The organism is Amphritea sp. HPY, from assembly GCF_050870985.1.
In the GTDB taxonomy this organism is placed as follows: Bacteria; Pseudomonadota; Gammaproteobacteria; order Pseudomonadales; family Balneatricaceae; genus Amphritea.
On sequence record NZ_CP194015.1, the window covers coordinates 3,403,878 to 3,419,283 of the forward strand.

The following is a 15,406-nucleotide window of genomic DNA, read 5'->3' on the forward strand; positions in this document are numbered from 1 at the left end:
CTGATTGAGAAAGTTTTGCATTTTAATCGTTGTGCTTAGGAAACGCTATCTTCACCCCAGCGCGGTAACAACGACTGATCGATGTCCAGCTGATTTAGTATACGGGCAACAACAAAGTCGATCATATCGTCAATCGTCTGTGGCCGGTTATAAAATCCAGGGCTGGCTGGGATAACGACCGCCCCCATCCGGGTCAGCTTCAGCATGTGCTCCAGATGGATTTCAGAATAAGGCGCCTCGCGGGGAACAAGAATCAGTTTGCGCCGCTCTTTTAACGCCACATCTGCTGCCCGCTCAATCAAGGTGTTGCTGGCTCCGCAAGCGATAGCCGACAAAGTACTGGTACTACAGGGGCAAACCACCATCTTACTCGGAGCACCGGAACCGGAAGCAACCGGCGCCATCCACTGTTCTTTACCAAACACCCTGATCTGATCAGCCCGGGCGTCAAAACGGGAGATAAGGTACTCCATCTGCTCAGCAGATCCTCCCGGCAACGACTCATCAGTTTCAGTAGCAATTACCACCTGCGCTGCACGGGAAATCATAACAAACACCTGACAATTAGCCTGTATCAGACATTCCAGTAAGCGCAATCCGTATTGAACGCCGGAGGCTCCGGTGATCGCCAGGGTAACTGTTTCCCGATATTTATGAGTCATGCCTGATACCTGCATTTAATCATTCTGCTGTTAGCCTGCAAACTGCTGCTCCAGTGCTGAAACCAAACGGCTATGAATGCCATCAAAACCGCCGTTGCTCATAATAACCACATGGCTACCTGGCCGAATCGCGGCACACACCGATTCAATAATCTGGCCAGTACTGGTTGCCAGAGCTGCCGGCACCGGGCTGGCACTGATCAGATCATCCAGTGACCAGCCAAGGCCATCCGGTTGATACCAATACACCATATCAGCCATCCCCGTGGAAGCCGCCAACTGTTCACGGTGCAGCCCCATACGCATAGTATTAGAGCGCGGTTCTATAACTGCAATCACCGGAGCATCGCCGACCTGCGCACGAATCCCCTGCAAAGTGGTTTCGATCGCTGTCGGATGATGGGCAAAGTCGTCATACACTTTTACTGAGCCGATCTCGCCAATCAACTCCATGCGTCGCTTTACCCCGCCGAAGCGGCAAAGACCTTTGATACCGTGCTCCGTCTGTACGCCGACATGCCGGGCCGCGACCAGCGCCATCAATCCATTATTGACACTATGCAAACCTGTCATAGACCATGACACAACCCCGACAGACACTCCATCATGCAGTACTTCAAACCGAGTACCGTCATCCGTTAGCAAACGAGCCTGCCATTGCACCCCATCAACTATGACATTCAAATCTTTTTCGGTTATTGCCGTACGTACCACCGGCGTCCAGCAGCCCTGCTCAAGCACCTCTTCAAGAACCGGCTCGTTATGCGGCAGGATGAGCTGACCATTTTCAGGCACGATACGTACAAGATGATGGAATTGACGTTGAATCGCAGCAAGATCATCAAAGATATCAGCATGATCGAACTCAAGATTATTCAGGATCACTGTGCGCGGCCGGTAATGAACAAACTTGGAACGCTTATCAAAAAAAGCAGTATCGTATTCATCAGCCTCTATGACAAAAAACGGGCTACCACCCACCCGGGCTGAGCGATCAAAGTTTTTTGGCACGCCGCCAATCAGGAAGCCGGGCTCCATATCGGCGTATTCGAGCAACCAGGCCAGCATAGTCGCAGTAGTTGTTTTACCATGGGTTCCGGCCACAGCCAGCACCCACTTATCTTGCAACAGGTGTTCCGATAACCATTGCGGCCCCGAGGTATAGCGCAGGCCGCGCTCTAGCATATACTCGACACAGGGATTGCCCCGACTCATGGCATTGCCAACAATAATCATATCCGGGGCGGGCTCCAGCTGAGCCGGATCGAACCCCTCTATCAGCTCAATACCCTGGGCTTCCAACTGAGTACTCATCGGCGGATAAACATTGGCATCAGACCCGGTTACCTGATGCCCTAGCTCTTTAGCCAGCACCGCAAGACTGCCCATAAAAGTGCCGCAAACCCCCAGAATATGTACATGCACGGATAGTATCTCCAGATTGTCCTAGACCGTTATAACAATGGCGCTATGATAACAGCTTCATGTCTATAGTTTGGTGACTTTTTAACGATCTGCCGCTCCATATACGTGCTACATAACAGCTCACTAGATAAATTACACAGTATTTAAGACTTTTTAGCCTTAAATACTGTGTAATTCCCGACCAATTCAGCGTAAAATTGCCGCAACTTTTCCAGTCACCACACCTATAGGTTTACGGCACATGTTACTGCTGAACCAGCATCTGAAACATAATGACACTTCCGATGAACTGATCGAACTGATCGACAGCCTGATGCTCTCTTGTAAAGAGATTGCTATCAAGTTGCGTGAAGGCGCCCTTGCCGGCGTTTTAGGCACCTCTGAAGGAGTCAATGTTCAGGGCGAAACCCAGAAGAAACTGGATATCATCTCTAACGATATCCTCAAAGCAGTACTACTGGACAACCCAACCGTTGCCGGCGTCGCTTCCGAAGAGGAAGACCACCCGGTTCCTGGTAACCCTGATGGCAAATACCTGGTTACTTTTGACCCGCTCGACGGCTCATCAAACATCGATGTAAACGTATCGGTTGGCACAATCTTTTCCATTTTGGAATGCCCTGAGGGCGCCAATGGCGGCGATGACAGCGCTTATATGCAGAGCGGTCGCAAGCAGGTTGCAGCAGGTTATGTTCTCTATGGCCCTTGCGCAGTACTAGTGCTAACTACAGGCCAGGGCGTCAACATGTTTACCCTGAGCCACGGCGGTGATTTCATTCTGACCGAGGAAAACGTTCAGATCCCTGAGCTGACCCAGGAATTTGGCATCAACATGTCGAACCAGCGTTTCTGGGAACCAGAAATGCAGAGCTACGTTAACGATCTGCTGCAAGGCGAAGAAGGCCCTCTGGGCAAGCGTTACAACATGCGCTGGGTGGCATCAATGGTGGCTGAAGTTCACCGCATTCTGACTCGCGGCGGCATCTTTATGTACCCGTGGGATAAGCGCAATCCGTCAAAACCTGGCAAACTGCGCCTGATGTACGAAGGCAATCCAATGAGCTTCCTGATAGAACAGGCCGGCGGCTTAAGCACCACTTGTTACGACAACATTATGGATATTCAGCCAGAGAAGATTCATCAGCGTGTAGCTGTTGGCCTCGGCTCTAAAGCTGAAGTTGAAACCATGCTGAAGTATCACGCTAAAGACTAAATCCAATACCCACTGAATACGATATATGCTCTTTAAGTCGTATTCAGTTTTAAGCCCGGGACCGTATATAATTCGGCTTTGGTTTGAATACAGATTTCAACACTTTTAACAGGAAGGCGACACATGAGCTTCAATAAAGTATCTGCTGGTAAAGATCTGCCAAACGACATCAACGTAATCATCGAAATTCCGGCGGAAAGTTCTCCGGTAAAATACGAGATCGAAAAAGAAGAAGATGCGATCTTCGTTGACCGTTTCATGGCGGCGCCTATGTTCTACCCTGCAAATTACGGTTACATCAACAACACCCTGGCTGATGATGGCGATGCGCTGGACGTTCTGGTTCTGACCCCTTACCCGGTAATTCCTGGCTCTGTCATTCGTTGCCGTCCTGTTGGCGTTCTGAACATGACTGACGAAGCTGGCGAAGACGCTAAGCTGGTTGCAGTACCACACGACAAGCTGACCAAAGCATACAAAGATGTTAACGACATCGGCGATCTGCCACAGCTGACTCTGGATCGCATCAAGCATTTCTTCGAGAACTACAAAGGCCTGGAAGAGGGCAAGTGGGTTAAAGTTGAAGGTTGGGACAACGCTGATGCAGCCAAAGCCGCTATCATCGAATCTCAGAAAGCATACGAAGCTGCAAAGTAAGCTCTCGCTGTTTTTAAAAAAACCCGCTATCTGCGGGTTTTTTTGTGCCTTTGATTATTCAGCTGGGCACCATTTCTGTCCGTATATATCAACAATTGTCCGGTTCACGATACATGTTTTCTGCTAAAATCATATCCTTTCGTATCAGGCATTCTTGTTAGCTATAACAACTAACAATAACCACCAAAGGTAAATTTCGATGAAGTTTGAAGGTACCGAGCGCTACGTCGCCACCGATGATCTGCAGATGGCAGTTAACGCAGCAGCAACCTTGCAACGCCCGCTGTTAATTAAAGGCGAGCCGGGTACCGGTAAAACCATGCTGGCCGACGAGGTAGCCGGAGCCTTTGGCAAGAAACTGCTGCGCTGGCACATCAAATCCACCACTAAAGCTCAACAGGGATTGTATGATTACGATGCAGTATCCCGCCTGCGGGACTCTCAATTAGGCGATGACCGGGTTCATGATATTGCTAACTACATTAAGAAAGGGATGTTATGGCAGGCATTTGATTCCGACGAGCAGGTAGTACTGCTGATCGACGAGATCGACAAAGCCGATATAGAATTCCCTAACGACCTGCTGGTTGAACTGGATAAGATGGAATTCAGCGTTTACGAAACTGGTGAGCGGGTAGTTGCCAAACATCGACCTATCATTATTATCACCAGTAATAATGAAAAAGAGCTGCCGGATGCTTTCCTGCGCCGCTGCTTCTTTCACTACATCAGCTTCCCTGATGCCGATACAATGAAACAGATCGTCGATGTCCATTTCCCGGACATCCAGAAAGACCTTGTGAATGAAGCGCTGGAGATATTCTTCCAGGTGCGCTCGGTTAACGGCCTGAAGAAAAAACCTTCCACTTCTGAACTGATCGATTGGCTGAAATTGCTGCTAGCCGACAACATATCGACTGAACTATTACAAAACCGGGATAACTCTCAGGCGGTACCGCCACTGTATGGCGCTCTACTGAAGAGTGAGCAAGATGTACATATGCTACAACGCCTGGCCTTCATGGCGCGTCGCGAAAGCCGCTAAATAGAACAACAGGAGGCTTTATGTTAGTCGACTTTTTCTACACCCTGCGCAAAGCCAGGGTTCCGGTTACGATCAGGGAGCTACTGACCCTGCTGGAAGCGCTGGAACAGCATCTGGCGTTTGGTAGCTGGGATGATTTTTATCTGCTCGCCCGCACCTGCCTGGTTAAGGACGAAAAATACTTTGACCGTTTCGACCAGGCCTTCAGCCACTATTTCAAGGGCCTTGCCGAACTACCCGATCCGCTGGACAATCTGATCCCGGATGATTGGCTGGAATCGGATTTTATTCGCAATCTGAGCGACGAAGAAAAAGCTGAAATAGAAAAACTCGGCGGCCTGGACAAGCTGATGGAAACCCTGGCGCAACGCCTGGAAGAGCAGATGAAACGCCATGCCGGCGGCAGTAAATGGGTCGGTACCGGCGGCACTTCACCCTTCGGTCACAGCGGGTACAATCCTGAAGGGGTCCGCATCGGAGGACAGAGTAAGAACAAACGTGCGGTAAAAGTCTGGGAAAAACGTCAGTTCCGAGACCTGGATGACAATGTAGAGCTCGGTACCCGCAACATCAAAGTTGCCCTGCGCAAACTACGTAAGTTTGCCCGTACCGGCGCGGCTGAAGAGTTAGATCTGGATGACACTATCCGCTCTACCGCAAACAACGCAGGCCTGCTTGACCTGAAAATGGTTCCCGAACGACACAACGCTGCAAAGGTACTTCTATTTCTCGATGTTGGCGGCTCTATGGATCCATTCATTCGCCAGTGCGAACAGCTATTTTCCGCCGCCCGCACTGAATTCAAGCATCTGGAGTATTTCTACTTCCATAACTGTGTGTACGAAAAAGTTTGGAAAGACAATTCCCGCCGCTGGAATGAACATATCTCTATGTTTGATGTGCTGCATACTTATGGCAGGGATTATCGGGTGATCTTTGTTGGCGATGCCGCGATGGCGCCTTACGAAGTCAGTGAGCGATATGGCAGCGTTGAGCACCGTAATGAAGAATCCGGCGCTACCTGGCTACAGCGTATTACCGAAACCTGGGATAAAGCGATCTGGCTCAACCCCAGCCACGAACGCTACTGGGACTATACCGCCAGCACCCAGATGATCAGGAACCTGATGGATAACAAGATGTATCCGCTGACGCTGGAAGGCATGGACGCGGGGATTCGACATCTGTCGAAATAGGCAAACACAAAAAACGGGCATCGGCCCGTTTTTTTTATATCACAGTTACAATCAGTCGTAGTTGTAGAAACCACGCCCTGACTTACGCCCCAGATAACCGGCATCGACCATCTGTACCAACAGCGGGCATGGACGATACTTAGAATCCTTAAAGTTATCGTACAACACTTCCATAATACTGAGACAGGTATCCAGTCCAATCAGATCAGCCAACGCCAATGGCCCCATCGGATGACTCATACCCAGCTTCATTACGGTATCGATCTCTTCTGCAGAAGCCAGCCCTTCATAACGACAGAACACCGCCTCATTGATCATCGGCATGAGAATCCGGTTAGAAACAAAACCTGGCGCGTCTTTAACATCAACCGGCACCTTACTCATATCCAGCGACAGCTGCTTCACCGCATCAAATACTGCATCATCAGTTTGCAGAGCACGGATAATCTCCACCAACTGCATCATCGGTACCGGATTCATAAAGTGCATTCCGATCACCTGCCCCGGCCGGGAAGTCGCTGCCGCCAGACGGGTAATTGAGATCGAAGAAGTATTAGTCGCCAGAATAGCTTCCGGCTTACACACTTCATCCAAATTACGGAAGATAGTCTTCTTGATCGCCTCATCTTCGCTGGCTGCTTCCACCACAATATCCACATCCGACATCGCTGCCATATCAGTAGTCTGCAGAATACGGCTCAGCGCGGCATCAGCCTCGACCTGCGTCATCTTCTCTTTACTGACCATACGAGCCAGGCTTGAGCCAATAGCCTTCACACCACGGGTCAAAGCCTCATCATTCAGGTCAAACAGAACCACATCGAAGCCCGAGCATGCAGCAACCTGAGCGATACCACCACCCATCTGACCCGCACCGACTACACCAAACTTACTAATCGTCATTGTCCGCTCCGCTCTAAACTCAAAAGTGTAAAAATTGAATACAGTGTTCCACTGCAAGACCCTGAGCGCAACCCCAAAATAGGTACATACCCTTACGCCATATAAATATCAGCTAATTGAGATTGGCTAAGTCCCGGCTCTCTCATAACTGGCATACTAATCTTGTTATAATACATTGCAAAGATTCAGAGTAAGGAATAGAAAAGTGTCAAAGCAACAGCCGGGGCCAGGCAAACAGCTCCTGAAAAACATCTTCAAATTACTGCTGGCCTGCCTTTTGATCGGCGTTATCTGTGGCTATCTGTTTATAGAGCTTCCCGCCGGCACTCCCGCAGATGAACAGCTGCACTTCAGCGCCGCACTGGGCTTTGCCTACGGCAGCATCGCCAGCTTTATCGGCGCAGGCATATTGATCGCCCGCTACTTTATCCAGAACAGAAAAACCCGTTAGGCAAAAAAAGCGCCTTTAAACAGATATAAAAAAACCGGCCTGCAGCCGGTTTTTTTTTTAAAATAGGAAGCAAGCTTACTTCGCGTGGTCGATCAGATCATCAACCACTTCCTGCTCTTCATGCAGATCATCAGAAGACGCTTTATGCATTGGCAAGACCAGGTTCAGAACGATTGCCACAATGCCGCACAGGCTGACACCCTGCATACTGAAGCCGCCACTGCCTACAGACATACCGCCGATACCAAATACCAGGGTTGTAGCGACAATAACAAGGTTACGTTACTACCCGATTAGCACATATCCACTTTCGCCTTAACCAGACATACTATGCCTATCGAAGTAATTGCCTGGATATAAAAAAACCGGCCTGAGCCGGTTTTTTTTTAAAATAGGAAGCAAGCTTACTTCGCATGGTCGATCAGATCATCAACCACTTCCTGCTCTTCATGCAGATCATCAGAAGACGCTTTATGCATTGGCAAGACCAGGTTCAGAACGATTGCCACAATGCCGCACAGGCTGACACCCTGCATACTGAAGCCGCCACTGCCTACAGACATACCGCCGATACCAAATACCAGGGTTGTAGCGACAATAACAAGGTTACGTTACTACCCGATTAGCACATATCCACTTTCGCCTTAACCAGACATACTATGCGTATCGAAGTAATTGCCTGGATATAAAAAAACCGGCCTGAGCCGGTTTTTTTTTTAAAAATAGGAAGCAAGCTTACTTCGCATGGTCGATCAGATCATCAACCACTTTCTGCTCTTCATGCAGATCATCAGAAGACGCTTTATGCATTGGCAAGACCAGGTTCAGAACGATTGCCACAATGCCGCACAGGCTGACACCCTGCATACTGAAGCCGCCACTACCTACAGACATACCGCCGATACCAAATACCAGGGTTGTAGCGACAATAACAAGGTTACGTTACTACCCGATTAGCACATATCCACTTTCGCCTTAACCAGACATACTATGCGTATCGAAGTAATTGCCTGGATATAAAAAAACCGGCCTGAGCCGGTTTTTTTTAAAATAGGAAGCAAGCTTACTTCGCATGGTCGATCAGATCATCAACCACTTTCTGCTCTTCATGCAGATCATCAGAAGACGCTTTATGCATTGGCAAGACCAGGTTCAGAACGATTGCCACAATGCCGCACAGGCTGACACCCTGCATACTGAAGCCGCCACTGCCTACAGACATACCGCCGATACCAAATACCAGGGTTGTAGCGACAATAACAAGGTTACGTTGCTGCGCCATATCCACTTTAGCCTTGATCAGAGTATTCAGACCAACCGCTGCAATAGAACCAAACAGCAGAATCAGGATACCGCCCATAACCGGTGCCGGTATAGTCTGCAACAGCACACCAAACTTAGCCACAAACGCCAGCAGAATAGCAAACACTGCGGCCCAGACCATGATCATTGGATTAAATGAACGGGTCAGCATTACCGCACCGGTCACTTCTGAGTATGTGGTATTTGGCGGACCACCAAACAACGCTGCTGCCGAAGTTGCAACGCCATCGCCGAACAAAGTGCGGTGCAGGCCTGGCTTCTTGATATAATCCTTACCGGTCACACTACCGATCGCCAGCACATCGCCAACATGTTCAATAGCCGGCGCAATAGCAACCGGAATCATGAACAGAATGGCCTGCCAGTGAAACTCAGGGAGTGTAAACGCCGGTACGGCAATAAATGCAGCGTCATTAACGACCTGATAATCCACCATACCGAAGAAGTTAGCCATGATATAACCCACGACCACACCCGCCATAATCGGCAACAGACGGAAGATACCATGACCCAGGGTTGCCACCAGCAAAGTGGTTAACAATGCCGACATGGAAACAATCATCGCATCGACATAGGGAAACAGTTCAATACTGCCGTCGCCCGCTTTACCCATCGCCATATTCACCGCGATTGGCGCTAATCCTAAACCGATCACCATAATCACCGGACCAACAACTACCGGCGGCAACAGACGATGCAGAAATCCGGCACCGCGGAACTTAACGATCACTGCCAAAGACATATACACCAGACCGGCACAGAACAGCGCCCCCATAGTGGCAGGCATGCCCCAGGTCTGGGTGCTATAGATAATCGGTGCGATAAACACGAAGGAGGACGCTAGAAATACCGGTACCTGTCGTTTGGTAATAAACTGGAATATCAAAGTACCCAGGCCCGCAGTAAATAGCGCAACACTTGGATCCATTCCAGTCAGCAGCGGCATCAGAACCAGCGCACCAAATGCTACAAACAGCATCTGAGAACCCGCCAGCACGGTACGCCACATAGGCTCGTTGCCAGTCAGATCAGCCGGCTGTGAATTTGTTGAATGATTCATTCTCAGTATCTCCGACCTTACTTCGTTCCAAAGATTTTATCGCCGGCATCGCCCAGGCCCGGGATAATATAACCCTTTTCGTTCAGGTGGCTGTCGACCGCCGCTGTATACATTTCCACATCGGGATGCGCTTCCTGAACCGCCTTCACACCTTCCGGTGCAGCAACCAGAATCAATGCACGAATCGTTTTACAGCCAGCTTTTTTCAACATATCGATGGTGGCGTTCATAGAACCACCAGTCGCCAGCATTGGATCAATGATCAGCGCCATCCGCTCATCAATCTCTCCCGCCAGCTTTTCAAAATATGCAACAGGCTCCAGGGTTTCTTCATCCCGGTACAGACCCACGACACTGATTTTTGCACTTGGCACCAGCTCGAGTACGCCATCCAGCATACCAATACCCGCCCGCAGGATAGGTACTACAGTAATTTTCTTTCCCTTGATTCGCTCTGCAGTCATCTCACCGCACCAGCCTTCAAACTGATACTCTTCAGTTTCCAGATCCTTGGTCGCCTCATAAGTCAGCAAACAACCGACTTCAGCCGCCAACTGCCGGAAACTACGGGTACTGATATCAGCCGCCCGCATCAGGCCGATTTTATGTTTTACCAGTGGATGATTGATCTCGTTAATACGCATCGTATGGTTCTCACTTCAAGGCGTCAGGAAACAGTATTCAGCAAACCAGCCGGGATCTCCGTCTAATTTGCCACAAAATTCCCGGTATGATACTCGCTTGTAAGCAGAAAGTCTTAAGATAGTGTCAGAAAAAACACACCGAAAGGTCGAACAAAAGAGATGCCATGTATACAAAAACACCTATACAGACGGTACACTTGAACCAGATAAACAAAAACGCGCCCAAGCGCGTTTTTCCTAGCCAATAGCAAGTCTCTACACAACTTTTTAGCCAGTAATCTCTTCAAACAACGCAGTAAACTCATTGGTGAGCTTATGCTTAGGTGCAAAATAGATTAACGGCTTACATTCGTTATGGGATTCTTTCATCTTCACCGATGAGGATATTTTATTCTCAAGCACCGGCATGTCATCCGCCAGCAGGGCTTCAACAATCGATTTGGCCGCATTTGCACGGGGCTGATACTGATTCACCACGATACCTTCTACTTGCAAAGCCTCATTGTGGTCCTGCTGGGTTTCCTGAATGTTATACATCAGGCTATACAAAGCCTGTCGGGAAAACTCATCGCAGTCGAACGGGATCAGGCAGCTATCGGCAGTACAAAGTGCTGATAATGTATAGAAGTTGAAAGCCGGCGGGGTGTCGATAAAGATCGACTGATATTGATCAAGCTTAGACAAGGCATCACGCAGCTTATATATCTTATGTTTAGCTTCCAGCTTGGCATGCAGGTCACCCAGCTCAGGGTGAGATGGCAACAGATCCAGATTGTCATAGTCAGTGCTGTGGATAAACTCCGTGACCGGCTTAGGACTCATCTGAAAGCTCAGCGTCTGTTCGTAGAAATCTTTAATATCACCGACGGTATCATTAACCCGCTCACCCAGCAGATAATGACTGGTATTACACTGAGGATCGAGATCCACGACCAGGGTTTTAACCCCCTTACTGGCACTGATAGCAGCAAGGTTTGTGCTGATACTTGATTTTCCCACACCACCTTTCTGATTAAACACTACACGGATCATCTGGCATTCCTTTTAATCTTTAATTCAGCCACTCCCTGCTTTTCGATTACAGGCATCCTGCCCGACTCCTCATTCTGTTGCTGCCAGATACAAATCAGCCCTGCTCTAACAAACTACGCAGATCGATAATGGCCGCATTTGCACGGGATATATAGGATGCCATCACCAGCGAGTGGTTAGACAGTAAACCAAACTCGGTACCATTAAGAATCATCGGACTCCAGATAGTCGACTGGGTCGCCTCAAGCTCACGAACAATTTGACGCAGGCTGATCAGGGCATTTTTCTTCTCTAGTGCAGTCGCGAAATCGACCTCTACGGCCTTCAGTAGATGAATCAGCGCCCAGGCAGTACCTCGCGCTTCATAGAACACGTCGTCAATTTCCGTCCAGCTGGTTTTAACTTCCAGCTCAGAGGAAACCGATGTCGATTGTCGCGCATCAGCTTCACCGGCCAGATCGGTATTAACCCGCTTCTGTCCGACGCTGGCACTCAGGCGCTGAGACAAACTGCCGAGACGGGTAGAAACATCCGCCAACCAACCACGCAGATTATCAGCCCGGGCGTAAAACTGAGCATCTTGTTGCTGCGGGTCGGTCAGGCGAGTTTCATAGGCACGTAAATACTTAACAGCCTTACGGTACTCCCCCTCACTGGAGGGCAATAACCAACTGTTATTATCAAAGTGCAGCAGCGGCTCTGCCCCTTTAAGATCAACATCTTCAGTAGACTGAGATTGTGAACGACTGAAATCTTTACGCATTGCCCGCGACATATCCCGGGCCTGTACCAATACACCGAACTCCCAGTTAGGGATATTATCCAGCCACAGACCTGGCGGCAGACGATCATTAGACAGGTAGCCACCCGGCTTATCCAGCATCGTTTCAGTAATTCTGATCAGGCTTGATACCGTCGCGGAGCCGATCACCGGCTGTTCAGAACCATCCGCTTTCTGAACCGCAACGCTAGTTACCTCAAATGGTTCTTGCTCAGAGCTCCAGTAGATCCCCAACCCGACAGTAACTATCAGGTACAACATGATAGCCCCGGCCACCGAACCAATACCTTTTACACTCCCTGTAACAGCTACCAGCTTATCCCAGAAGGTAAACCACACACGCTGCAGCCAATCCATAAAGACACCTTTATCCCGTCATTTAAATACATATATTGCACTGCAATATGTCCGATTTTAGTAATAGGGTCAATGACTCCCCCAATAAACCCCGACTGCAACACATATATAAGCAAAAACGCATCCACAAACAGCGTTAGAAGCTAAGGTTATATTAAAGCCAACTTTAGTACCAAGTTGGTCAGAAAGCATACAGAACGTCGCCTATATTGATGTTAAAACACAATAAGTAGCAAATCTGTTTACACCCCTTCGCTTTTGCGGCAAACTAGCGAGTCTTTTATACCCATTTGGTCGCGATCATGCGTGGTTTGAGGCACATCTGATGGCAAAAATACTTGTTCTTAACGGTCCTAACCTGAATTTGCTCGGTACCCGCGAGCCCGAAGTTTATGGTGCCGATACATTACAGGATATTAACCTGCGCCTGACGACCATCGCATTACAGGCTGGTCATCAGCTGGATACCCTGCAATCCAATGCAGAGCATCAGCTGATCGACAGAATCCATCAGGCCCGTGACGAACAGATCGATTTTATCCTTATAAATCCAGCTGCTTTTACCCATACCAGCGTTGCCCTGCGCGATGCATTACTGGGTGTTGCTATTCCGTTCATTGAGATTCATATCTCGAACGTTCATGCCCGGGAAAGCTTCCGTCATCACTCCTACCTGTCCGATGTGGCAGTGGGTGTTATCTGCGGCCTCGGGGTACAGGGTTACGAATTCGCATTACAGTCCGCTATTAGCCGGATTGAAAACATTAACATCTGAATTTAGAGAATTTCATTAGCATGGATATTCGCAAAGTAAAAAAACTGATTGAACTGTTGGAAGAATCCAACATCAACGAAATCGAAATCAAAGAAGGCGAAGAGTCTGTTCGCATCAGCCGTGGCGCTACTGTTGTTGCAGCACCGGCTGCTGCGCCTGTTGCAGCAGCACCTGCGGCCGTAGCAGCACCTGTTGCGGCGGCGCCTGCTGCCGCAGCACCAGTAGCGCCAGCAACCACCGGTCATCAGGTACTGTCGCCGATGGTTGGCACCTTCTACCGTTCGCCATCACCTAGCTCCCCTTCTTTTATTGAAGTCGGTCAGACGGTTACAGCTGGCGACACTATCTGCATCATTGAAGCGATGAAGATGATGAACCAGATCGAAGCCGACAAATCGGGCGTTATCGAAGCGATTCTGGCTGAAGATGGTCAGCCGGTCGAATTCGATCAGCCGCTGGTTACTATCGTTTAAGCAATTCACCTGACGGGTTTACAACATGCTAGAAAAAGTTGTTATTGCCAACCGGGGTGAGATCGCGCTTCGCATCCTCCGGGCCTGTAAGGAACTGGGCATCAAAACAGTTGCGATCCACTCCACAGCGGATCGCGACCTGATGCACGTTCGACTTGCAGATGAAGCGGTATGTATCGGTCCTGCGTCCTCAACGCAAAGCTATCTGAACATCCCTGCAATTATTGCTGCGGCAGAAGTTACCGACTCGATGGGTATCCACCCGGGTTACGGTTTCCTCGCGGAAAATGCAGATTTTGCTGAACGCGTTGAGCAAAGCGGTTTTGCTTTTATCGGCCCTAAAGCGGAAACAATCCGCGTCATGGGTGATAAGGTTGCCGCAATCGAAGCGATGAAAAAGGCCGGCGTGCCAACGGTCCCCGGCTCCGACGGCGAACTGCCGGAAGATGGCGACAAGGTTAAAGCGATTGCCAAGCGCATCGGTTACCCGGTAATCATCAAGGCGGCTGCCGGTGGTGGTGGTCGTGGTATGCGAGTCGTTCACAATGAAGCTCACCTGCTGAATGCTATATACGTAACCAAAGCAGAAGCTAAAGGTGCTTTCGGCGACGATACGGTATACATGGAGAAGTTCCTGGAAAACCCACGTCACGTGGAAGTCCAGGTACTGTCCGACGGTCAGGGTAATGCTATTCACCTGTATGATCGTGACTGCTCAATGCAGCGTCGCCACCAGAAGGTAGTGGAAGAAGCACCTGCACCGATGATCGACGAAGAAGCTCGCGCCAAAGTGCTGCAGAGCTGCGTCGATGCCTGTATTGCTATCAATTACCGTGGCGCTGGTACTTTCGAGTTCCTGTATGAAGATGGTGGTTTCTACTTCATCGAGATGAACACCCGTGTTCAGGTGGAGCATCCTGTATCCGAGATGGTTACCGGTGTCGATATCGTCCGCGAACAGTTACTGATCGCATCCGGTCAGCCATTGTCACTGAAGCAGGAAGATATCAAACTGAACGGTCATTCTATCGAGTGCCGTATCAACGCCGAAGATCCGAAAACCTTCATGCCTTGCCCAGGTAAAATCACCCATTTCCACCCACCAGGTGGTATTGGCGTGCGGGTCGATTCTCACCTGTACAGTGGCTACAGCGTACCGCCACACTATGATTCACTGATCGCCAAGCTGATCACTTACGGCGAGACTCGTGAAGTCGCTCTGCGCCGAATGGAGATCGCTCTGGACGAGATGTTTATCGAGGGTATCCGCTGTAACATCCCATTGCATCAGGATATCATTCGCGATGCGAATTTTGCAGAAGGCGGTGTCAACATCCACTATCTGGAAAAGAAGCTGGGGCTCGATTGATCCCGGCTATCTGATCTGAAAGGCTAATTGATGTTAAAAT

Annotated in this window: 15 protein-coding genes and 3 pseudogenes; 8 read left to right on the forward strand and 10 right to left on the reverse strand. The window is 49.5% G+C overall.

Translation table 11 applies throughout. From position 1 onward, the window contains the following. Window positions 1-35 precede the first annotated feature (35 nt). Window positions 36-662, reverse strand: a complete 627-nt coding sequence (locus tag ACQUQM_RS15170; RefSeq protein WP_432470732.1) for a flavin prenyltransferase UbiX — start codon at window positions 660-662, stop codon at window positions 36-38. Between the two features lie 30 nt (window positions 663-692). Next, on the reverse strand, window positions 693-2,087 hold the full coding sequence (gene mpl / locus ACQUQM_RS15175) for a UDP-N-acetylmuramate:L-alanyl-gamma-D-glutamyl-meso-diaminopimelate ligase (protein WP_432470733.1): 1,395 nt from the start codon (window positions 2,085-2,087) through the stop codon (window positions 693-695). 241 nt (window positions 2,088-2,328) lie between these two features. Between mpl and ACQUQM_RS15180 the strand changes: the two genes are divergently transcribed. The 4 genes from ACQUQM_RS15180 to ACQUQM_RS15195 all read left to right on the forward strand — a co-directional run bounded on the left by ACQUQM_RS15180 (window position 2,329) and on the right by ACQUQM_RS15195 (window position 6,198). Next, on the forward strand, window positions 2,329-3,300 hold the full coding sequence (locus tag ACQUQM_RS15180; RefSeq protein ID WP_432470734.1) for a class 1 fructose-bisphosphatase: 972 nt from the start codon (window positions 2,329-2,331) through the stop codon (window positions 3,298-3,300). A gap of 123 nt (window positions 3,301-3,423) precedes the next feature. After that, the gene (gene ppa, locus ACQUQM_RS15185) at window positions 3,424-3,957 is read left to right on the forward strand and encodes an inorganic diphosphatase (RefSeq protein ID WP_432470735.1); all 534 of its coding nucleotides are present in this window, start codon (window positions 3,424-3,426) and stop codon (window positions 3,955-3,957) included. 199 nt (window positions 3,958-4,156) lie between these two features. Further along, complete coding sequence (locus ACQUQM_RS15190) at window positions 4,157-5,002, forward strand: AAA family ATPase (protein WP_432470736.1); 846 nt, start codon at window positions 4,157-4,159, stop codon at window positions 5,000-5,002. A gap of 20 nt (window positions 5,003-5,022) precedes the next feature. Beyond that, the gene (locus ACQUQM_RS15195; RefSeq protein WP_432470737.1) at window positions 5,023-6,198 is read left to right on the forward strand and encodes a vWA domain-containing protein; all 1,176 of its coding nucleotides are present in this window, start codon (window positions 5,023-5,025) and stop codon (window positions 6,196-6,198) included. A 51-nt stretch (window positions 6,199-6,249) separates the two neighbouring features. On the opposite strand, the gene ACQUQM_RS15200 is transcribed toward ACQUQM_RS15195, so the two are convergent. Further along, window positions 6,250-7,101 (reverse strand): 3-hydroxybutyryl-CoA dehydrogenase, encoded by an 852-nt coding sequence (locus tag ACQUQM_RS15200; RefSeq protein WP_432470738.1) that lies wholly within the window; start codon window positions 7,099-7,101, stop codon window positions 6,250-6,252. Between the two features lie 205 nt (window positions 7,102-7,306). Here ACQUQM_RS15200 and ACQUQM_RS15205 point away from each other — a divergent pair, with 205 nt between their 5' ends. After that, window positions 7,307-7,552 carry a hypothetical protein gene (locus ACQUQM_RS15205; RefSeq protein ID WP_432470739.1) on the forward strand — a complete coding sequence of 82 codons (246 nt, stop codon included), beginning with the start codon at window positions 7,307-7,309 and terminating at the stop codon, window positions 7,550-7,552. 75 nt (window positions 7,553-7,627) lie between these two features. On the opposite strand, the pseudogene ACQUQM_RS15210 reads toward ACQUQM_RS15205, so the two are convergent. The 7 genes and pseudogenes from ACQUQM_RS15210 to ACQUQM_RS15240 form a co-directional block, all read right to left on the reverse strand. Beyond that, window positions 7,628-7,834, reverse strand: a pseudogene (locus ACQUQM_RS15210) (uracil permease); the annotation flags it as partial. 122 nt (window positions 7,835-7,956) lie between these two features. Further along, a pseudogene (locus ACQUQM_RS15215) lies at window positions 7,957-8,163 on the reverse strand (uracil permease); the annotation flags it as partial. A gap of 124 nt (window positions 8,164-8,287) precedes the next feature. Beyond that, window positions 8,288-8,494: pseudogene (locus ACQUQM_RS15220) on the reverse strand (uracil permease); the annotation flags it as partial. Window positions 8,495-8,615: 121 nt separating this feature from the next. Next, window positions 8,616-9,935, reverse strand: a complete 1,320-nt coding sequence (locus ACQUQM_RS15225) for a uracil-xanthine permease family protein (RefSeq protein WP_432470740.1) — start codon at window positions 9,933-9,935, stop codon at window positions 8,616-8,618. 17 nt (window positions 9,936-9,952) lie between these two features. Further along, window positions 9,953-10,579, reverse strand: coding sequence for a uracil phosphoribosyltransferase (gene upp / locus ACQUQM_RS15230; protein WP_432470741.1), 627 nt, complete (start codon window positions 10,577-10,579; stop codon window positions 9,953-9,955). Between the two features lie 267 nt (window positions 10,580-10,846). Beyond that, a complete protein-coding gene (locus ACQUQM_RS15235) occupies window positions 10,847-11,611 on the reverse strand; it encodes a ParA family protein (RefSeq protein WP_432470742.1) in 765 nt (254 codons plus the stop codon). 94 nt (window positions 11,612-11,705) lie between these two features. Continuing rightward, on the reverse strand, window positions 11,706-12,749 hold the full coding sequence (locus ACQUQM_RS15240) for a DUF2333 family protein (RefSeq protein ID WP_432470743.1): 1,044 nt from the start codon (window positions 12,747-12,749) through the stop codon (window positions 11,706-11,708). 325 nt (window positions 12,750-13,074) lie between these two features. Here ACQUQM_RS15240 and aroQ point away from each other — a divergent pair, with 325 nt between their 5' ends. Genes aroQ through accC form a run of 3 tightly spaced genes read left to right on the forward strand, consistent with a single transcriptional unit; the run spans window position 13,075 to window position 15,366 of the window. Continuing rightward, entirely contained in the window at window positions 13,075-13,524 is a 450-nt protein-coding gene (aroQ, locus tag ACQUQM_RS15245; RefSeq protein ID WP_432470744.1) for a type II 3-dehydroquinate dehydratase, read from the forward strand. A 20-nt stretch (window positions 13,525-13,544) separates the two neighbouring features. Further along, complete coding sequence (gene accB, locus ACQUQM_RS15250; protein WP_432470745.1) at window positions 13,545-13,997, forward strand: acetyl-CoA carboxylase biotin carboxyl carrier protein; 453 nt, start codon at window positions 13,545-13,547, stop codon at window positions 13,995-13,997. A gap of 25 nt (window positions 13,998-14,022) precedes the next feature. Next, the gene (gene accC, locus ACQUQM_RS15255) at window positions 14,023-15,366 is read left to right on the forward strand and encodes an acetyl-CoA carboxylase biotin carboxylase subunit (RefSeq protein WP_432470746.1); all 1,344 of its coding nucleotides are present in this window, start codon (window positions 14,023-14,025) and stop codon (window positions 15,364-15,366) included. Window positions 15,367-15,406: the final 40 nt, after the last annotated feature.